This is a genomic window from Clostridioides sp. ZZV14-6153 (assembly GCF_020657855.1).
GTDB lineage: Bacteria > Bacillota > Clostridia > Peptostreptococcales > Peptostreptococcaceae > Clostridioides.
Genome location: NZ_JAGWCZ010000001.1, coordinates 291,266 through 312,315 on the forward strand (window position 1 = coordinate 291,266; position 21,050 = coordinate 312,315).

The window sequence follows — 21,050 nt, forward strand, 5'->3', positions numbered from 1 at the left end:
TATTGTACTTGCAATATTTTTAATGTAAACTGAAATAAAGTTAGTTAGATAATTTAATAAATTTTAAAACAACCGAGGTGATTGTATGAAATACGTAGTAAAAGATACTATAAGTTTTTTGGTAAAAACATTTCCTAAGATTTATTCTAGTTTATATTTAGAAGACCTAAAAAAATTCGCACCAGACTATAATGTAAATAAAACACAATTGAGAGCATTAGTATTTATAAGAAATTATGGAGTAATAAGCATGACTGATTTATGCTCTAAATTAAATATAGAAAAAGGCAGTCTAACTAGTATGGTAGATGATTTAACAGAAAAAAAATATGTAACAAGAGAAAGAGATTTAGTTGATAGAAGAAAGTATTTAATTGACATTACAGAAGAAGGAGATAAGATAGCTTCTGATTTTATGGATAAATTAAGTGATGGATTGGAAGAAAAGCTTTCTAGACTAACTGAAGAAGATAGAAAGAACTATCTAGGAGCAATAAATACTCTTCAGTATATATTAAATAAAGATGAATTTAAATAGGAAACTATGAAAAATCCCCTTTTCAAATATTGGTTGAAAAGGGGATTTTTTATCTAATAAAATTTACATAAGGTAAACTTTTAAAATTTATTTGTGTAAAGCTACATATTGCTCTAAACCTTCTTTTAATAATGTAGCAGCTCTATGAAGGTCAGTTTCATTTAAGATGTAAGCTAATCTTATTTCGTCACGTCCTAAACCTGGAGTAGCATAGAATCCTTCAGCAGGGCAAACCATAACAGTTTCATTATTTTTACTGAACTCTTTTAACATCCAGATTGTGAAATCTTCTGCATTTTCAACTGGTAATTTAGCAACTATATAGAATGCACCAGTTGGTTTTTTACAGATAACACCTTCAACTTTCATTAATTCATTGTATAATACATCTCTTCTTTTTTTGTATTCTTCATTAACTTCTTTGAAGTAAGAAACTGGAGTTTTGTATAATTCAACAGCTCCTATTTGTTCTAATGTAGGAACACAAAGTCTTCCTTGGCATAATTTAAGTATTTGAGCGATAAGACCTTTATTTTTACAAGCGATAGAACCAATTCTAGCACCACAAGCACTGTATCTCTTAGAAACACTGTCTATTATTATAACTCTGTCTTGTACACCTTCTAAGTTACCACAGCTAGTGTATTCAAGTCCATCATAAACAAATTCTCTATAAACTTCGTCTGCTATTATCCATAGATTTTTTTCTTTAGCTATTTCAGCTAGGATATTAAGTTCTTCTTTTGTATAAATTGCACCAGTTGGATTTCCTGGGTTAGAAAGAATTATAGCTTTAGTTCTATCATCTACCTTAGAAGCTATTTCTTCTTTTGATGGAAGGTGGAAACCGTTTTCTGCTTTTGTTGTAACAGCATTAACTTCTACGTTTACACATTGACCAAATCCATTGTAGTTAGTATAGAATGGTTCTGGAACTAATAAATTATCTCCTGGGTCACAAACAGCCATCATAGTGAAAAGTAAAGCTTCACTACCACCATTAGTTACTAATAATTCATCTTTTTCAAAATCCATATTGTAAGTTTTGTAGTAATTTTGAAGTGCTTCTAATAATTCTGGAATACCTTCAGAAGTAGCATATTCTAAAACTTCGCTATCAAAGTTTTTAACAGCATCAAAAAACCCTTGAGGAGTTTTTATGTCTGGTTGACCTATATTTAAGTGATATACTTTGATTCCTTTATCTTTTGCTGCTTGTGCAAATGGAACAAGTTTTCTGATTGGAGAGGCTTGCATTGCACTAACTCTGTTTGAATAATTCATTTTAATACCCCCTATTTAATTTAAATACGTATATTGTATTATGTAAATTGTATATTGGAATACAAGACATCTTTACAAGATAATAATAACATACTTATAGGTAAAAATCATCAAAAAAAATTAATATAGCTTTAAAATAAACTTTTAACAAATTAGAGTGAAATACTCGTATTTATACTAATAAATTATATGTACATAAACTTATTTATAGTATGATAATATATGTATATATTAGTTATAATTTTTTTGTATTACAAAATTAAAATACATAATACTAAATATGTAAAATTATAAAAAATATTATAAATTTATTTAACAGATACAATAAATATCATATAATTATATTAAAGGCTATTAACTAAGAGGTGTTAATTATGAGAGAATTAAGAATAGATCCAATTACTAATGATGTTGTTATATTTGCTACTGATAGGTTGAAAAGGCCATTAGATACAATTGATGTACCAAATGATGAAGAAGAAACTAATGAATACGATGAAGGATGCCCATTTTGTAAGGGAAATGAAGTTTATGCAACGGATACACTATTTGAAATAAAAGGTGATGAAGGTTGGCTTGTAAAATCCATATATAATAAATTTCCTATAATTGATGATTTGGCAAGAGATATATATGGTATTCATGAGGTAATGATAGAAAGTAATAAACATAACAGCAGTTTTTACAATATGAATCAAAAAGAATTTGAAGATGTTTTTTTTATGTATAGAAATAGATTTAAACGTTTGTCGAAAGATGACAAAGTAGAATATGTGAGTATTTTTAAAAATTTCTTGAGAAAGGCTGGAGCATCTTTGATGCATCCACATGCTCAAATACTATCTATGTCTTTTATTCCACCTGAAATTACAAATGAGTTGTTGGTTTCAAAAGAGTATTATGATAGCAATAAAAGCTCTTTGTATAATGACTTGGTAGAAAATGAAATAAGTTTAAATAAAAGAGTGGTTTATAATGGAGATGCTTTTTTAGTAATTATACCATATGCAACTAAGTACAGTGGAGAAGTAAGAGTAATATTTAAAGACAGCATAAAGTTTGATGAATTAACAGATAACAATATAAAAGAGCTTTCTATGATATTCGAAAAGTTATTTAAAAAATTATATAATATAAATGGATATATGCCATTTAACTTGTGTATCCATACTCATCCAACAAAAATTGAAACAAAATCATACTTTAATGTTCATATGCACATAATACCAAGAAAATATAACCTTGGAGGATTTGAACTTGGAACAAATATGTATGTTTCTTCAATGAATCCTGAAGAATTAACAAAAAAATTAAAATTTGATTAAAGGATGTACTTTTTAGGTATTAAAGAAATAATAATTTTAAAATAAAATTATAGTATATCAATGTTAAAATAAAAACAAATAGAAAAATAAATGAAAAAACTAATAGAAAATTACTATTTAGATGAGGAGTGGAATATGAAATTTATATCGTGGAATGTTAATGGGATAAGAGCATGTGTAGGGAAAGGATTTTTAGACTTTTTTAGAGATATTGATGCAGATATATTTTGTCTACAAGAGACTAAATTACAGGAAGGGCAAATAGAGTTAGATTTGCCGGGTTATTTTCAATACTGGAATTATGCAGAGCGAAAAGGTTATTCAGGTACTGCTATATTTACCAAAAAAGAGCCTTTAAAAGTAATGTATGGAATAAATATAGAAGAACATGATAAAGAAGGTAGAGTTATAACTTTAGAATTTGAAGATTTTTATTTTGTTACTGTATATACTCCAAATTCTCAATCTGAGTTAAAGAGATTAGAATATAGAACTAGATGGGAAGATGACTTTATAGATTATTTGGTTAAATTAGATAATTATAAGCCTGTAATAGTGTGTGGAGATATGAATGTGGCACATAAAGAAATAGACTTGAAAAATCCTAAAAACAACACAAAGAACGCAGGTTTTACAAAGGAAGAAAGAGAAAAATTCTCTAAATTATTAGATAGTGGATTTATAGACACATATAGATACTTTAATCCTGATAAAGAAGGAGTGTATAGTTGGTGGTCATATAGATTTAATGCAAGAAAAAATAACGCTGGATGGAGAATAGATTATTTTTGTGCATCTAAAAAATTAGAAGATAGATTGACAAATGTAAATATACACACTGAGGTATTGGGGTCAGACCATTGTCCAGTAGAATTAGAGATAAGATAGAAGTTTCATAAGGATAAAAATTGGGCTGTAGATGTAAATTTAAAGTTAATTATTCTTTTAATCTACATGCCTGTTTTTAACCTAGATAAATTTCACTTATTTTTTCCTTGTTTACAATTTTCTAATTCAAATTGATTTGTTTTTCCCATGTTGTAAGCTAAATTAATAATTTTTTTCTCATCTTTAGTCAAATCGCGATTTAGAATTTTCTTGAACTCATCAAACAATTTATCATAGTCAACTCTTTTTTTATTAGAATACTTTATAGATTTAGATTTAATATTTGTATATACATATATATCAGGTACTATACTTGGATTGTATATCTTAATAAAAACCTTCGATGTATAGTATGCATCATTTAAAGCATTGTGATAAGACATTTTTTCATCAAGTTCCAATATAGAAATAGCATTTTGCAAGCCAATACTTTTTCCTGCTGGATTATTAAAATATTTAGATGCATGTTGTTGAATATTAATATAAGACTTAGGTAAAATATCTGATGCTAGCTTATGATAATTGATATTTCTGTATAATTCCTTTAAATCTCCAACTCCCCAAACACATAGTATAGGGTCGTGTGATGCTATAAATTTTATGAAATTGTTGTAAACCTCAGGAAAAGTAGGCGAATTGTTAAAATCAGAGTCTTTAATATTAGTCATACGACTAATAAAAGGGTGCATTGCCTTGTATAGTGTAGGTTTAATATAGCTATTAAATGTATCTACTATATTAAATTTAGAATCCAGTTTAATTGCTCCTATTTGTATAATTTCAAAAGGACATTTTTCATTGGACACAGTTTTATTGAGTTTTTTGTCAAAGCCTTGGTTGAATTCCAAATCGAAAATTATGTATTCCATAAAGTTTATCTCCTAAATTTTTGTATTATTACTAGTATAGATTATATTATAAGCTAAATTAAATTTTTAAACAAAAATACTTTTATTTTAGTATACCCCATATTTATAAAAATGTTAAACTATTGTATGTATAATATTTTTCCAAGAAAAAATATTGCGAACTTTTTGTACTTGATATATAATAATATAAATAAAAACACGAATAAAACACGAATGTTTTGCAAGAAAAATTCATAAACATAAGGAAAAATGAATTTTATCTTGTATATTTAATAAAATAAAATTTACACAAAAATCATAGGAGAGTGAAAAGATGGAGAGTTTATTATATGTAATAGAGAAAGATAAGCATACCAATGAAGAGATAAGAGAAATCCTAAAGAGCAATAAAAACATAAGATTCGTTTCTTTAATGGGTGTTGACTTAGGAGGAAATGCAACAGACGAAAAAATTCCTGTAGAATTATTTTTAGAGGATATAGATAAATTCTTAGAATCAGCTATACAAACTGATGGTTCAAGTGTTGAGCTTTATAATATAGCAACACTAAATAATGCAAAAGTAGACTTAATGCCAGATAAAAGTTGTCATTGGTATGTAGATTACAATATGGAATACATAGATGAAGAAGCAGGATTACCTGTAGGAACATTAAAGATACCTGCATTTCTAATACATGATAATAAAAAAGTATGTTCTAGGGGAATTCTTCAAAAAGCAGATAAATATTTTAAGAAATCTATGTTTGAAATATTTAGAGAATATCCACATGTAATAAACAATATAGGAATAAACTCAGTAGATGATATAGAAGAAATAATGTTAACAGCAGCTACAGAACTTGAATTTTGGGTTAATACTCCTGAAGATAAGGCTGACTTAGAAAAATTATATGTATCACAAAGCTTAAAAGAACAATACTGGAAAAGAACTCATGGTATTATAAGAACTTGTCTAGAACAAAGTTTAATAATACTTCAAAAGCTAGGTGTAAGCCCTGAAATGGCTCATAAAGAGGTTGGTGGAATTCAAAGTTCTATAAGTATAGATGGAAAGACAAACCATGCTATGGAGCAATTAGAGGTTTCTTGGAAGTTTTCTACACCATTACAAGCGGCAGATAATGAATTATTAGTAAGAGATGTTATAGAAGATGTATTTACATCACATGGATTAGAAGTCACATTTAAAGCAAAGCCAATTCATGGAGTTGCAGGAAGTGGTGGTCATACACATGTAGGAGTAAGTGCAAAATTAAAAGATGGAAGTAGCAAAAACTTATTTGCTCCAAAAGATTTAAAAGAAGATTATCTAAGTGAATTAGGGTATGGAGCTCTTATGGGACTTCTTTATAATTATGAAGTATTAAATCCAATTGTAACAGCTTCTAATGATGGATTTAATAGACTAGTTCCTGGATTTGAAGCACCTGTATGTATAGTTACATCTTTAGGTCATAGTTATGAAATGCCATCTAGAAATAGGTCAGTACTTGTTGGGTTAATAAGAGATATAAAGAATCCAAAGACTGTAAGATTTGAGTTAAGATCACCAAGTCCTCTATCTAATACTTATCTAGTAATAGCAGGATGTTATCAAACAATGTTAGATGGTATAAAAGCAGCAGCTAAGAGTGGACTTAGTACTAAAGAACTAGAAAAAGAATTATCTAAAAATGTGGGAGAAGAAAGTTTCTATTTAGAAAAAGACAGAGCATATAGAGATGAAAATGATGTATTTGAACATTATAATTTAGAAGAAAGAAATGCAAGATTTGGAACACCTCCAGCAACAGTTTATGAAAATATGAAAAATCTAGAGATATATGCTTCTAAATTAAAATCTTTAAAACAAGGCGATGTATTTACTGATAGCATAATAGAATCATTTAAAGTTGGGGCAATAGATAAGTGGCAAAAAAAATTAAAAACTAGAATAATAGAAGCGGGAATTCAAAAGATAAGAAGTATTGTAAAAGTACACACAAAAGAAAATATGGATGCACTTGATGAAGTAGTTTGGAATTCAATATCAGACTTAAAGTTTAATATTATGAAAGACACTTTAACTAGAGAATCACTATTTACTAGAGTAAGAGAAGCTGTAGAAAATAAAGATTATCAAACTGCTTCGGATTTACAAATAGAACTAAAGAGAAGCATGGAAGAAATACAACAATTATATATGCAATACAAGAAAAATATATACTAAGATAAAATGATAATAATTTGATTTTGATATTATAAAGGCAATTAAGTATGATTAAATCATTTTGAGTTAAATCTCAAATGTAAAAACCATACTCAATTGCCTTTAATTTTTGATTTTAAGTTTTACAATAAAATTAATCTAAATTAATTATATTGATTATCTATTAATTCTGATATATAATCAGCAATTTCATCTGGATGAATGACTGTTTTAAATTCTTCTAGATTCTTTTTCATAAAATTTATTATAGAATCAAATTCATTTGACACTAACTTATAAAATATATTTTTTAGGTCTAGGTCATCGCTGTAAATCATTCCAAGACCCTTATCTATTATAAATTTGGCATTTTCAATTTCTTGACCAACTTTTGGCATTTTTACGAGCACTGGAGTTTGAGACTGGATTGCTTCAAATATAGTTGCTCCTCCAGGTTTAGTCAACATTAAGTCACATTCTTCTATTAGATTGTACATATCATTTACAAATCCAAGTACTTTTATATTTTTTAGAGGTTTTTTATGAGTTAAATTATCATATAGTTTTTTATTTTTACCTGTAACTATTGTAATCTCTATGGAATTAATATGTTCTTCAATAAAGTCATCTATCCAATGCATAAAATCCTCATCTATATCAAATAGACCTCTTCCTCCTCCTAAAAGCAATAATCTATATTTTCCATAACAAGGTTCTTTACTTTCAATCTGGAATCTCTTATCTACAGGAACTCCAGTAACTTTTATGGAATCTGGGTTTATTCCTTTTTGAAAAAATCTATTTTTTATCTCTGGAGATGGAACAAAATATAAATCTGTATTTTCAAAAACCCATTCCATACTGTCTACAACATCTGTAATAACTGTCAATGTGGGTATATTTATGTCAGGATTTTTTATCTTAAAATTATTTACACAAGCAGCTGCTAGTGGAAATGTAGAGATAATCAAATCTGGATTTATATCAGAAATATACTCAGAAAGTTTAGGTGTATATAATTTATGAGAGAAATCATGTCTTGAGTCAAACGATTTCTTAAAATAGTAATAATAATTATATAATCCAGGAGTATATTTTGTATTGTTTTCATAAAGCTTCACCATAGGCTTATTCATCATAGGGATACTTGCATTTATAAAGTTTTGTATAACAACATTGTAATTACTATATTTTTCAATGATACATTCCTTAACTGCTTTTGCAGCACTTATATGACCAGCACCAAATTGAGCTGTTAAGATTAATATAGTTTTATCTTCTTTTGTTTTAGACAATTTATCACCACTTTCATAAAATATATCTGATTAGAGTATTATACATTTACAGAAGAATTTAATCAATAATAATATTAAAAAATAACTATTGTGTAAAACATAGTACTGTGTTATTATGAAAGCATAAGAAGTTTTAACATAGTACCTTGTAAAACACAATACTGTGTATTTAAAGAAAGGATGGAGTATATGAACACACAATTTAGAAAGGGTGTCTTAGAAATTTGTGTACTCGCGCTAATATCTAAAAAAGATATGTATGGATATGAAATAGTACATAATATTTCTAAAGTAATAGATGTAAATGAAGGAACGATATATCCTATTCTAAGAAGACTGACAAAAGATTTGTATTTTGAAACATATATACTAGAATCTAATGAGGGTCCTGCTAGAAAATACTATAGAATAACTTCACTAGGAAAAGAAAACTTATCCAATTTGATGGAAGAATGGAGAGAATTTGTAAAGGCTGTTGAGATTTTAATAAGTGAAGATGAGGGAGGTAATGAACTTGAATAAAACTGAGTTTCTGGAAATTTTAAAGGATTATCTAAGAAAGGATTTTTCTGAGAGCGAAGTTAATGATATATTGAGAGATTATGAAGAATATTTTGTAGATGGGATTATAGAAGGAAAGAGTGATATGGAGATAATATCATCACTTGGTTCACCAAAATCTATAGCAAGAGAACTTATTCTACAGACGAAAGAAAAAAACATTGAAGATGAAAAAATAATAAACACAGATATTTTAAATGATAAGTTTAGTAAATTCAAGTTAGATATGAAAAAGGGATATTCTATTTTAAAAGATGAAGCTAAAGAAAAATACAATAAATCGAAAGAAAGAGTAAATGATAAACTTACTCCAAGTATAGAAGAAGGTGTTGTAGGAGTATCTAGAGAAGCTATAAAGATTTTATTAGTATTTTTATCCTTATTATTGATTATTCCAGCATTTGCATTTGTATGTGCTATTATTTCAGTTGCTATTGGGTTAGTATGTACATTGATTGCTTTTGTCATATCAATTCCATTTGTAATTAAATTTATTTCAATGGTTCCAGATGTTACAATGTTTTGTATATTTGCGACTATAGCATTTATAGGTTTAGAGATACTGGCATGGCAAATTTTACTGTTTGTTATAAAGTTAGGCAAACAATTGTTAAGTAGTTATATAAATTGGATAAAGAGAAAAAACATTTATATAAATGCAAATGAAAAGATGGAAAAAAGAAATAAAGATACTTTAAGTGAGAAAGATTTGAATAAAGATAGTGATGAAGATTTATATGATGATTATTACAATATAGAAAAAGAAGATATAAAGGAATCTGATAATTACAATGATGATAGCATAAATTTTGAGTCAATGTATAAAGATTTTGAAGAGATAGATGATAAGAAAGGAGAAGATAAACATGAATAAGAAACTTGCCATATTTGCTGCGGTTTTATTAGTAATAGGTATAATTGGAACAACATGGTCAGGGATTTTAGTTATGCCAAGTTTAATAAACTTTGGACTCGAAAAAGAAGCTGAATTTAAAAAAGAAAATAAACTTTATCAAGAAAAAGTAAATATTGACAAGTTAGATGTATCTGTTGACAATATAAATGTTATGATAAAGAGACACTCAAGTGAAGATGTACGTGTGACAACAAGGGGAAATAATGAGTTTTACAAATATAATGTAACTTTAAAGGATAAGACATTAGTTGTAAAAGGTGAACGAAAATATGAAAATCGTGTTAAAAAAATTAAAAATTTTGACCAATTATTTAATACATCTATAAATAGTATGTTTTCAGGAGATTATAGGGAAATAGTAATCTATGTACCAAATAATGTAGATATAAATGTATCAAGTGTAGATTCATCTCTATTAGTATATGATAATGTAGCTTCAAATAATATAACATATAAGAGTTCTTATGGAAGATTTGAGAGAGTTATAACTGAAAATAATATAAATAAGCTAGATACATTAAATTTAATATCTAGTAATAATCTTGAATTATCTACAAAATCAGTTTTAGGTGTTAAAAACGTAAATATAGAATCAGAATCATTAGATATATCTTCAGAATATGAAGACATATTTGTCAATAATGTAGAACAATATATACCTGAAAATATAAACATAAAGGAAAAAATAGGTAGGAATTCGCATTATGATAACAACTTTAGCATATATTGTGATTTTCCAATTGCTAAAAATTTAGATATAGATGTTCCAAATTCTAAAGTAAGTCTTACTCTACCAGTAAATAAGTATAAGTTTAATTGCGACATAAAGTCTAAAGAAAGAATAGAAGATATTAATGATGAAGCAGAAGAATACAGTGATAGTTCAGATGGATATGAACACAGTGAAGAAAATCATAACTCATATAAAAATATAAGAGAAATAAAAGGGCTTTTAAATGAAAACTTGTCGAATTTAGAACAAGAGTATACTATAAAAATAAATTCAAATAAATTAGAAATGTAAATAATTTATTACTATAATTAATAAATTGACCTAAAAGTATAAAAATATAGTCTATACTATGGTATAATAAGTATCGAAATAGAATTGGGAGAGGGATACTTATGAATAAAATAGCAGTAAGTTTTTTAATAATTGCTACTACTTTATTGAGTACAGCATGTATGGATTATAAAGTTGACAAAGTAGAATTGGTTGATTCTAGAGATTCTGCAGTTGTAAAGAAAGGTGAAGACATCAAAGAAGAAACTGATACAATTAATCCTAAAAAAACAGCTAAAATACCTATAGAGATAGTTTCAAAGGATGAAAAGATAGTAAAATACTTGCAAATAGATGAAGAAAGTACATTAAAAGATAAACTACAGTTAATCTTAGATACTTTATCACATGAGTATTTTAATGGTTTAGATATGGAAGTTGAAGTTCAGGAAAAAGATAGTCTAGTAAAGATAAACTTAGTTGAACCTGATGAAAAGGGGAGAGTTTCTTGGAAAGAGGATTATTTAAATGAACAAAATATAATATATACTATAAATAATATTATCAAAAATGTCATTCAAGAAGATGATAATAGTATTTGGGTTGAAGAAGTAGAGATATACTACAATGGAGAATTAATAGAGTTAACATAAGAAATGATGTGTTTTATTTAAAAGCACATCATTTTTTTTTATAATTTTTTAATCCTTATAAAATCCTTATATTTATGATTTAAAATGATTCTTGTAAATAAGTTTGACAAAAGAAAGGATGAAAATTATGAGTAATTATATTTTGGAGGTAAAAGGAGTTTCTAAAAAATTTAAGGAGCAGGCTGCAGTTAATAATATTTCAATTGCAATTAAACATAATTCTATTTATGGATTATTAGGACCAAATGGAGCAGGGAAATCTACTTTATTAAAAATGATAACAGGGATTTTAAACCCCACTTCTGGAAAGATATTATTTGAAGGTCATAGATGGACTAGAAAAGACTTAGCAAACATTGGGTCTCTTATTGAATCACCTGCTATATATGAGAATTTAACAGCAAGAGAGAATCTAAAAGTTCATACTACATTACTTGGTCTTCCTGACTCTCGCATTGAAGAAGTTTTAGAGATTGTTGATTTAAGAGATACTTTTAAAAAGCGTTCAGGTCAGTTTTCTCTAGGTATGAAGCAGCGTCTTGGTATTGCTATCGCATTATTAAATCACCCAAAACTTTTAATCTTAGATGAGCCTACAAATGGACTTGACCCTATTGGAATTGAAGAACTTAGAGAATTGATTCGTTCTTTTCCAAAGCAAGGAATTACAGTTATTTTATCAAGTCATATTTTGTCTGAGGTTGAGCAAGTTGTAGATGAAATTGGAATAATTTCTAATGGAGTAATAGGGTATCAAGGAGAAGTATCAAAAGAACAAAATTTAGAAGAACTTTTTATGAAAGTTGTAGCTGAAAATAGAAAGAGAGGTAAGTAAGATGGAAAGATTTGTTAGAGCAGAGTTCCAAAAGATGAAAAGAACTTTTGGAATGAGATTGTCTTGGATAGCCCCAATATTTTCTATACTTATCTGTTTTGGACTAGGTGGAGGACAAAATGGTACTTACAATTGGTGGTATACTATGTTTCTTCCAGGAGCAATAACTTTAATTTGTTCTTTAGTAGTACAAAAAGATGAAAAAAAGAAGTATCAAGGTGTCTTGTCATTGCCAGTTGACAAAAAAAATATCTGGACTGGAAAAATACTTTATTGTACCATTATACTTTGTATATCTTCAATTATTTTCATGATAGGGATAGTTTTTATTGGAGTAGTTTATAAGAAAACTATTTTAATAAATCAAAATATTATTGGAACTATAGTACTTATCTTACTATTTATGTGGCAAATTCCACTTTGTATGTTTTTAGCTTCAAAATTTGGTTTGTTTATTACAGTTTTAATAAATATGTTTTTCACTGTGCTTGGAGTAGCTGTTTTTTCAACTACAAGTTCATGGTACTTATTTCCATATTCAATTCCATCAAGATTAATGGCTGCGGTATTGCATATTTTACCAAATGGGCTTCCTGTACCAGAAGGGAATGAACTTTTAAGTACTAATGTTATTTTACCAGGGATATTAATATCTATTGTTTTATTTATATTATTTACTTTAGCTACAAGTGTTTGGTTTAAAAATAGAGAGGTGAAATAATATGGCACAACTAATAAGACTATTTAATTCTGACTTGATAAAACTAAAAAGAACTTACATAGTACTAATACACTTTTGTATTGTATTAGTAGGAATAGGCTTATTTTTAGGATATTACAATATTTCAGGTTATGATAGTATATCAAAGATAGTAGTATATTTACAAGTTATAGCTATAGCTTTTCCTTTATTATCAAGTATTATGTGTTCAATGTGTGTTGAACAAGAATATTACTCAGGAAATTATAAGCATATACTAACAGCATCTAATCCAAAATACCTTACACTCATGAGTAAATATATAATTTTAATATGCCTTGGTTTTGGAGCAACATTAGTTTCTGTTTTAGGTTTTAAATTTGGTATAAATACTATTTTTAATGATAATCTTTTTACACTAAGTTTTTATATGATTTCAATTTTAATTTTAGTTGGAAGTAATCTATTTGAATATATATTACATTTATTCTTAAGTTTGAGATTTGGAAAAGGAGCATCAATTGGAGTAGGTATAGTGGAAACTTTACTCTCAGCACTATTACTAACTGGACTAGGAGATGGTATATGGCAATATATTCCTTGTGCATGGGGCGTTAGATTTGTAAGTGTTTGGGCATCTTTTTCAAGTTCTAAAGAAATTGAATCCATTCAAGAGTTTCAGTTAATAGGTTTAATTTGTGGTTTTGCAACTATTTTTGCATTTGTAATTTTATGTATTTGGTTTTCTAAATGGGAAGGTAAGAAATCTGAAGAATAAAATAACTAATTGTTTATTTAGATTATTTGTATTATTATATTATAGTATAATTTGATAGCATAAAAGAGATAAAAATAATCAGATACATAGTTGTTTATTTGTTAATTAAACTGTTTGGAGGATATGATACGAATGTTTTGGGAAAAAAAGTTTAATAATAAAAAAGTTGTAAAGTTAAGAACTATTTTTGTAAGATATTTATCTGTATTCTTTGTTATAACAATTACTTTGGGAATTCTTTTAGTATTTTTGTTTTCTGTGTTATTATCATTAGGAGTAGTATTGCCATCCAATTATGCAGAAAAGCAAATCTATAAATATAAAGATGAAATTATTTCAAGTGAAAAAGTAACTAAAGATATAATACCAGATTTTTGTGATTATGGAATCTATACTTTAGATGGTAGATTAACTTCAGGAACTTTTAATAATGAAGAAGCAAAAGAAACCTGGAATTTAATGAAAGGTATCGAAGTAAAAAGCGGCCATTCGTCAGACAATTATATAAAACTTTTTAGACCAAATGAAGTATGTATAATAAGATATGATATAGTATCAGAATTTAATTCTCCAGCTTTAAGAAAATATTTACCAAAACCAGAAGTATTAGGGATTATTATTTTTGTTATAGCATTTTTTATTGAAATGGTTATACTATCAAAATCCTTTGGTAAAAAAATTAATGCAAAAATGGACCTTTTGAAAAATGCTACAGAAAAAATACAACAGCAAGATTTAGATTTTACAATAGAGTCTAGTGATATTTATGAAATTGACAATGTTCTTTTTTCTATAGAAAAAATGAAGTTAGCATTAAAAGATTCTTTAGAAAAGCAGTGGAGACTGGAAGAAACTCGAAAAGAACAGATATCTGCATTAGCACATGATATAAAGACACCATTAACCATTATACATGGAAATACTGATTTATTAATTGAAATAAATGAAAATGCTGAGCTATTAGAATATATGGAATATATAGCAAATAGCGCTACTCAGATAGAAAAATATATTAATACTCTAATATACATATCTAAAGCAGATAAAGGTTATATGATTAATAAAGAAAGTATTAATATTGATAAATTTATAGAGGATGTTTTGGTGCAAATAGAAGCACTCTCCAGTACAAAAAGTTTAAGTGTGGAATTTTATAAGCAAGATGATTTACCTAAGAATATAATAATAGATAGAGAATTATTATTTAGAGCTATTATGAATATAATTTCAAATGCTATTGATTATTCAACAAATCAAAGTAATTTATATTTTGATGTATTAGTAAATCAAAGATACTTAAAATTTGTAATTACAGATTGTGGAAGAGGTTTTTCTAAGGAAGATTTATCAAAAGCTAAAGAACAATTTTATACAGGTGATTTAAGTAGGAACTCTAAATCTCATTACGGTATGGGTCTATACATTGTAAATAATATTGTCCAAAAACATGATGGGACTTTGTATATTGAAAACTCTATAAAAACTGGTGGTGCCATGGTAACAATTGAAATACCAATAATTTAATAAATAATATCCATTTTTTAAATACCTAAATTTTATATTATAGGTATTTGCAAAATGGATAATTTTTTTGAATTTTATATACTAGTTAAATCTGATAAAAAGTTTTCAAACATAACCCCATCATTTCTATTGGTATCAAATTGAGATGTGTAATTTATAGTTTTATATATAAAGTCAGTTGCTATATTAACAGCCATTCCCAAATCATATTTATTCACTAACATACCACAAAGTATAGATGTAAATATGTCTCCTGTTCCACTATAAGAGCAATTATTGTATTTAACTGATGTAAAAAATACATGGTCAGTATCTCTATCATAAGCTAAATTTAATATATTATCATCTTCTAATATGCCTGTGATTACAACCTTACTAGGTCCTAAAGAAGATACAGACTTTGCAATATTTATAAGTTCATCTCTATTATAATCCTTTTTTGTATAGTCATTTCCAGTTAAGAAACAGGCTTCTGTTAAATTAGGAGTAGTTAAATCTGAATGTCTAACTAATTCTTTAATTTCATGTCTCATTTCTTCTGTAAAGATTGGATACATAATTCCATTATCACCCATTACAGGGTCAACTACAATAAAAGCATTTGGATAATCATTTATAAAATTTGCCACTATTTCAATTTGATGTTTTGAACCTAAAAAACCACTATATATACTGTCAAAGTTGACTTTTAAATTTTTCCAAACAGTTGAATATTTTACCATCTCATCAGTACAATCTAAAAATGTAAACTCAGGATAACCAGTTTGACTTGAAAGTATAGCTGTTGGAAATGGACAACATTGAACCTTTAATGCTGAAAGTATAGGTATAGCAACTGATAATGAACATTTTCCTATTCCAGATAAGTCATTAATTGCTGCGACTTTTTTTTGCATAAAAAACCCTCCATTAGTATGTATTAATCATAATGATAACAAAATATTTATATACATATATATTACTATAAAAAAAAGAAAAAAGTAGATTATAAAATAAAAATTTGTAAAAAAAACAGTGTATCAATACAATTAATTTTTAATATTGGACATAATAAGATAGAGAATTATTAAATATGAAAATTATTATATATAATAACAGCTTTTTTGTGAATTTATTCGTAAGGTGTACTATTTGGGAGGTGTAGCTTTGAAAATACTGAAAAATAAAAATAAGTACATCAAAGGTATAATGGCATTTGTATTTTTATCTTTAGCTACTACAGCAGGTGTATTTTTAATTAATGATTTAAGTATGAAAAATATGAAAGAAAAAGTTATAGAATCTGCTACTGTTGAAGGTGATGATGTAAAAGACCAGTATAAGCTATTGCTTGAAAATTTATTTGACTACAGAAATAAGGCAATATTGGAGAAAAATGAAAATATTTTAAAAGGCCTTTATGAGACAGAAAAAAAGTTTGGTCTTTGGGCTTATGAAAATGAAGTAAAAAAGATGAAGTATTTAGAAAATTGGTCTAGTAAACAAGGTGTAAAGTTTAAAGATATAAAAACAAGAGTCAAAGTTAAAAAAATAAAAGAAAAAGAAAAAGACTTATATGGCATAATATGTTCTGTATCAACTGAGTATAAGTACTCATATGAAAATCAAAAGGACAAAGAAAATGCATTTAGAATAGGTACATATCATTATCTAAATGTAAAAATCATAGATAATCAATATGTCATAACTAAAGAGTGGTATACAGACCCTTTTGCAGATTCTTTAAATTTAGAAAATATAAAATCTGATGATATAAGAAGCTATATTGGTCAACAAAATGCTGTAGAGCTACAGCTCACAGAGGAGCAAAAGAAGGCTATAGATTATGCACATAAATACTGTGGAGCAGCAGCAGACGAAGAACATGGTATGAAGTTTAATCCAAATTATAGAGATTATAATCCAGAAGGTGGAGATTGTGCCAACTTTGCATCACAGATAATGTTTGAAAGTGGAAAGTTTAAGAAAAATTCAATTTGGAATTATAGTGAAAGAGCAGGAACAAAAGCATGGGTAAATGCACAAGCTTTTAAAAATTATGCTCTCTATAGTGGAAGAGGCTCATTAATAGCTAAAGGTTCTTACGAAGATGTTTACAAAGAAGCTTATAATCTACGTCCTGGAGATTTTGTAGGATATGAAAAAAAAGGTAGAATAACACATGTTTCAACTGTAACAGGATTGGATTCAAGAGGATATCCTTTGGTAACCTGTCATAATACTGATAGAATGCTTGTGCCATGGGATTTAGGTTGGAGTGATAAATCTATAAGATTCCATATAATAAAAATAAACTATTAAAAATGTATAAAGAAAAATAAAGTATAAAAGATAACAATGATTTAATATTATAAATTAAAAAAAATGCTTATTAATGTATAAAAATAATAATAATTGACAAACATAGCTATATGTGATAAAGTAGTAATAAGGTTACAGGAAATAGTAGCTAAATAATTGTGTTTTTTTAGGAGGATTTATTAATGAAAACTGGTGTAGTTAAATGGTTTAACAATGAAAAAGGATTTGGATTTATATCTGTAGAAGGTGAAGGAGATGTTTTCGTACATTTCTCAGCTATAACAGGAGATGGATACAAATCATTAGAAGAAGGACAAAGTGTTGAATTCGAAGTAGTAGATGGAGCTAAAGGTCCTCAAGCTGCTAATGTAGTTAGATTATAATTAAAAATTCATATATATTAGTATTCTAGTAATATGACAGATAAGCCGCTAATCGTTTAGCGGTTTTTTCAGTTTTTTGGAAACTAAATTAATTTCAAAATAAATTAAAATTATTAAAATAAAGGCATTAATAATAAGATAAATATGTTAAAATTAATAGTGTAGAGTAAAATTATTATGGCTAAGTTTAAGTCAATTAATCTCTAGTTAATTTTCTATAAAAAGAATAAGTGACGCTGATAGACCATACAAAAATATTAATAAAGCATAGACATTTAAAGCTATTAAAAGAAAAACGCTTGTTACAGCGTATAGTATCTAAAAAATACTTAGAAAATGAGAAAGGAGAAAGTTACTGCAAAAAAGTAACATTATAAATATTGGATAATATTTGTAAGTTTTCGGTAACGGTGGGTAGTGTAATGAACATATTATTCTTTCTAACACCAAAAAGTGAAGTAGCATATATATATGAAGACTACACTATAAGGCAAGCCCTAGAAAAAATGGAATATCACAAATACTCTGCGATTCCAATAATAAGCAAAGAGGGTAAATATATTGGAACTATAACAGAAGGTGATTTTTTATGGACATTAAAAAACGACTTAAATCTGGACCTAAAAGGATTGGAAGATGTTCCAGTAACAGATATCAATAGAAAAATGGATAATTCTCCTGTTTCCATCAATGCAGACATTGAAGATTTAGTAATAAAATCTTTAAATCAAAATTTTATTCCTGTTATAGATGACCAAGATACATTTATTGGAATAATAAAAAGAAGAGATGTAATAGGTTATTGTTATGAGATAATACGTGGATATAAAAATTTAGCAGATGATAATTAGAAAATTTTTTGAAACTTTTCAAGTTTCTACTTCTATTCTTTGTAATAAAAGAATAATAATATGAAATTAAATTCTTAAACTTTAATATAAAAGCTGTCTTTTCTAAGAATTATAGATAAGACAGCTTTTTTTATCTGTTGTTTTATTATTAGTCGTTGTATTTTACAAGATTTCCATATTTAGCGTTAAGAGCATTTATTTTATTTCCATAAACTTCATTTTGTTTTTGGTATAATAAACTTTTTTCAACTTCAGCTTCAACTTCATCAAATGTAGATTCTGTACTTTCTTGAAGGTCTTCTAACTTTATTATATGGTATCCAAATTGAGTTTTAACTGGCTCACTTACTTCACCTTTAGCCATAGAGAATACAGCTTCTTCAAACTCAGGAACCATTTGTCCTCTACCGAATGTTCCTAAATCACCACCCATATCTTTAGATGGGCAAGAAGAATGTTTAATAGCAGCATCTTCAAAAGATATTTCTTCTGATTTTATTTGAGCAAGTATTTCTTTAGCTTTTTCATCACTATCTACTAGTATATGTTTAGCAGTTGCGCTTTCTGGTTTAGAAAAAGAGCTCTTATTAGCTTCAAAGAATTTTACTTTTTCATCTTCTGTTACATCAACACTAGATAAAACTTTATTTATAGCAAATTGCTTTAATACATTTGCTTCTATCTTTTTCATTTCTAATTTAAATACTTCTTCTTCATCTAATTTTTCTTCCTTAGCATCTAAGAAGAATAGTTCTTGGTTTACTAAATCATTTAATAAATGTTTTTTTCCTTCTTCAGTTTTAAATTGCATTGCTTGATAAGGGTCTAATGATTTTAATGCATTTTCAATATCGATATTAGTTATCTCTTTTTCTCCAACTGTTACTAAAACTTGTTTTTCCATATTTTCCATAATAGTTAACTCCTTTTATAGTGTATTTCATTATTAATATAAAGCTACCAACTTAAATAATATCAGAAAACGATGTATATGTCTAACATTTAAAGTCATATTAAGTCAAATAGACTTAGATTTAATAGAACAAGGTGATTACAATCAATAGAATTGAGGCCATAATTCCCACTATTCCTTCTTCATGTTTAAATTTAAGTGTTTTTACTATTGAATAATAAAAATATATTCCAGTAAAAACTATCTTTAGATACAAGAAAAATAAACTCTTTGGATATATCAAGAAACTAAAAAGAGTAAATATAAATGCAAGTAAAGTGCTTATCCTGTAAAAGAAATCTATTTGTGTAATGTCTTTATATTTTATTATAAATATTGAGTATAAAATGATGTAAATAATTGCAACAATTGTATAAGCAGTAAATAATGTATTTTCAAGAGTACCATTTGAAATTACTATCCACTTATACCACATAATTGGCCAAAAAAATAGTGCTAAGAACTTAAAATAATTATCAAAAAACTTTTCTTTATACATTCATCAAACAACCTTTCTTAAAAAAGCATGTATTTGTTTTTAGAATTTTAAATAATGTGCTATCATTATTATATATTAATATTGAGTTTATAGAAACCAAAATTTGCTAAAATAAATATATAGATTTTTGCTATTAAGTCAATTAAAATTACTACCATTTTATTATGAAATTGGATCAAATATGTAGAAATATGGCAAATTAGTTAATACAAGATATTTATTATTACCAAGTGGTAAAGCTTGTTTTTTTAATGATAAGAATTCCAATCTTTTTTGAAAAAATTTGATATCTACATTAAGTATGTCAGCCATTTCATAAACGCAAGTAATACCAGAATTAATTATATTTATTATATCTTCTTCTGTAATTAAAAATTCACAAGCCCATTTTAAAGCTTTATTTTCACATTTGTCTATAATGATTTTTGTGTAATAATCGTTATAAGAGGATATATAGTATCCAAAACTAGTGAAATGATGTCCAAGCTCCTCTGCTAATATGGATGTAAGTTTATTGGTATTTTGTTTTAAGTTATTGAGTAATGATATAACTTTTATACCATGCCTGTTTATATATAATCCTTCTAAGTCACCTGCAATATGAGTGGTATAATGAATTACTATCTCTTCTTGAGAAGCTAATTCAAAAAGTTTATCCAAATTATTCATAAAAATCCCCCTAATATAGAATGTATGTTTGATGA

The 21,050-nt window shown here is 26.8% G+C and carries 21 protein-coding genes; 15 read left to right on the top strand and 6 right to left on the bottom strand.

The window, feature by feature from the left end:
• Nucleotides 1-85 precede the first annotated feature (85 nt).
• The gene (locus KGF46_RS01355; RefSeq protein ID WP_227827215.1) at nt 86-538 is read left to right on the top strand and encodes a MarR family winged helix-turn-helix transcriptional regulator; all 453 of its coding nucleotides are present in this window, start codon (nt 86-88) and stop codon (nt 536-538) included.
• Nucleotides 539-625: 87 nt separating this feature from the next.
• Here KGF46_RS01355 and KGF46_RS01360 read toward each other — a convergent pair whose 3' ends face one another.
• Nucleotides 626-1,822, bottom strand: a complete 1,197-nt coding sequence (locus KGF46_RS01360) for a pyridoxal phosphate-dependent aminotransferase (RefSeq protein ID WP_227827216.1) — start codon at nt 1,820-1,822, stop codon at nt 626-628.
• Nucleotides 1,823-2,196: 374 nt separating this feature from the next.
• Between KGF46_RS01360 and galT the strand changes: the two genes are divergently transcribed.
• Nucleotides 2,197-3,147, top strand: a complete 951-nt coding sequence (galT, locus tag KGF46_RS01365; protein WP_227827217.1) for a galactose-1-phosphate uridylyltransferase — start codon at nt 2,197-2,199, stop codon at nt 3,145-3,147.
• Between the two features lie 135 nt (nt 3,148-3,282).
• Nucleotides 3,283-4,035, top strand: a complete 753-nt coding sequence (locus tag KGF46_RS01370; protein ID WP_227827478.1) for an exodeoxyribonuclease III — start codon at nt 3,283-3,285, stop codon at nt 4,033-4,035.
• A 92-nt stretch (nt 4,036-4,127) separates the two neighbouring features.
• On the opposite strand, the gene KGF46_RS01375 is transcribed toward KGF46_RS01370, so the two are convergent.
• A complete protein-coding gene (locus KGF46_RS01375; protein ID WP_227827218.1) occupies nt 4,128-4,904 on the bottom strand; it encodes a 3'-5' exonuclease in 777 nt (258 codons plus the stop codon).
• Between the two features lie 313 nt (nt 4,905-5,217).
• Between KGF46_RS01375 and KGF46_RS01380 the strand changes: the two genes are divergently transcribed.
• Nucleotides 5,218-7,116: a glutamine synthetase gene (locus tag KGF46_RS01380; protein WP_227827219.1), complete on the top strand. Its 1,899-nt coding sequence runs from the start codon at nt 5,218-5,220 to the stop codon at nt 7,114-7,116.
• 143 nt (nt 7,117-7,259) lie between these two features.
• Here KGF46_RS01380 and KGF46_RS01385 read toward each other — a convergent pair whose 3' ends face one another.
• Nucleotides 7,260-8,390, bottom strand: a complete 1,131-nt coding sequence (locus KGF46_RS01385; protein ID WP_227827220.1) for an MGDG synthase family glycosyltransferase — start codon at nt 8,388-8,390, stop codon at nt 7,260-7,262.
• A gap of 189 nt (nt 8,391-8,579) precedes the next feature.
• Here KGF46_RS01385 and KGF46_RS01390 point away from each other — a divergent pair, with 189 nt between their 5' ends.
• The 8 genes from KGF46_RS01390 (at nt 8,580) to KGF46_RS01425 (ending at nt 15,360) form a co-directional block, all read left to right on the top strand.
• The gene (locus KGF46_RS01390; RefSeq protein ID WP_009889116.1) at nt 8,580-8,912 is read left to right on the top strand and encodes a PadR family transcriptional regulator; all 333 of its coding nucleotides are present in this window, start codon (nt 8,580-8,582) and stop codon (nt 8,910-8,912) included.
• Nucleotides 8,899-9,825: a DUF1700 domain-containing protein gene (locus tag KGF46_RS01395; protein WP_227827221.1), complete on the top strand. Its 927-nt coding sequence runs from the start codon at nt 8,899-8,901 to the stop codon at nt 9,823-9,825. The genes KGF46_RS01390 and KGF46_RS01395 overlap by 14 nt, the downstream gene beginning before the upstream one ends.
• Nucleotides 9,818-10,891: a DUF4097 family beta strand repeat-containing protein gene (locus tag KGF46_RS01400; RefSeq protein WP_227827222.1), complete on the top strand. Its 1,074-nt coding sequence runs from the start codon at nt 9,818-9,820 to the stop codon at nt 10,889-10,891. The genes KGF46_RS01395 and KGF46_RS01400 overlap by 8 nt, the downstream gene beginning before the upstream one ends.
• Nucleotides 10,892-10,992: 101 nt before the next feature.
• Nucleotides 10,993-11,523 (top strand): hypothetical protein, encoded by a 531-nt coding sequence (locus KGF46_RS01405; RefSeq protein WP_227827223.1) that lies wholly within the window; start codon nt 10,993-10,995, stop codon nt 11,521-11,523.
• A 127-nt stretch (nt 11,524-11,650) separates the two neighbouring features.
• Nucleotides 11,651-12,358, top strand: a complete 708-nt coding sequence (locus KGF46_RS01410; protein ID WP_227827224.1) for a lantibiotic protection ABC transporter ATP-binding protein — start codon at nt 11,651-11,653, stop codon at nt 12,356-12,358.
• 1 nt (nt 12,359) lies between these two features.
• Nucleotides 12,360-13,079, top strand: a complete 720-nt coding sequence (locus KGF46_RS01415; protein ID WP_227827225.1) for a lantibiotic immunity ABC transporter MutE/EpiE family permease subunit — start codon at nt 12,360-12,362, stop codon at nt 13,077-13,079.
• Nucleotide 13,080: 1 nt separating this feature from the next.
• Entirely contained in the window at nt 13,081-13,836 is a 756-nt protein-coding gene (locus tag KGF46_RS01420; RefSeq protein WP_227827226.1) for a lantibiotic immunity ABC transporter MutG family permease subunit, read from the top strand.
• Nucleotides 13,837-13,968: 132 nt separating this feature from the next.
• Complete coding sequence (locus KGF46_RS01425; RefSeq protein ID WP_227827227.1) at nt 13,969-15,360, top strand: sensor histidine kinase; 1,392 nt, start codon at nt 13,969-13,971, stop codon at nt 15,358-15,360.
• Nucleotides 15,361-15,434: 74 nt separating this feature from the next.
• Here KGF46_RS01425 and KGF46_RS01430 read toward each other — a convergent pair whose 3' ends face one another.
• Nucleotides 15,435-16,256: a pyridoxamine kinase gene (locus tag KGF46_RS01430; protein WP_227850160.1), complete on the bottom strand. Its 822-nt coding sequence runs from the start codon at nt 16,254-16,256 to the stop codon at nt 15,435-15,437.
• A 250-nt stretch (nt 16,257-16,506) separates the two neighbouring features.
• On the opposite strand from KGF46_RS01430, the gene KGF46_RS01435 reads away from it, so the two are divergent.
• From KGF46_RS01435 to KGF46_RS01445, 3 genes are all read left to right on the top strand, one after another.
• Nucleotides 16,507-17,661 (top strand): amidase domain-containing protein, encoded by a 1,155-nt coding sequence (locus tag KGF46_RS01435; RefSeq protein WP_227827229.1) that lies wholly within the window; start codon nt 16,507-16,509, stop codon nt 17,659-17,661.
• A 182-nt stretch (nt 17,662-17,843) separates the two neighbouring features.
• Nucleotides 17,844-18,044, top strand: coding sequence for a cold-shock protein (locus KGF46_RS01440; protein ID WP_227434262.1), 201 nt, complete (start codon nt 17,844-17,846; stop codon nt 18,042-18,044).
• Between the two features lie 422 nt (nt 18,045-18,466).
• Nucleotides 18,467-18,895: a CBS domain-containing protein gene (locus KGF46_RS01445; protein WP_227434263.1), complete on the top strand. Its 429-nt coding sequence runs from the start codon at nt 18,467-18,469 to the stop codon at nt 18,893-18,895.
• A 148-nt stretch (nt 18,896-19,043) separates the two neighbouring features.
• Here the strand turns inward: KGF46_RS01445 and KGF46_RS01450 are convergent, their stop codons facing one another.
• Nucleotides 19,044-19,799, bottom strand: a complete 756-nt coding sequence (locus KGF46_RS01450) for a peptidylprolyl isomerase (protein WP_227827479.1) — start codon at nt 19,797-19,799, stop codon at nt 19,044-19,046.
• Between the two features lie 709 nt (nt 19,800-20,508).
• On the bottom strand, nt 20,509-21,015 hold the full coding sequence (locus KGF46_RS01455; protein ID WP_227850161.1) for a hypothetical protein: 507 nt from the start codon (nt 21,013-21,015) through the stop codon (nt 20,509-20,511).
• Nucleotides 21,016-21,050: the final 35 nt, after the last annotated feature.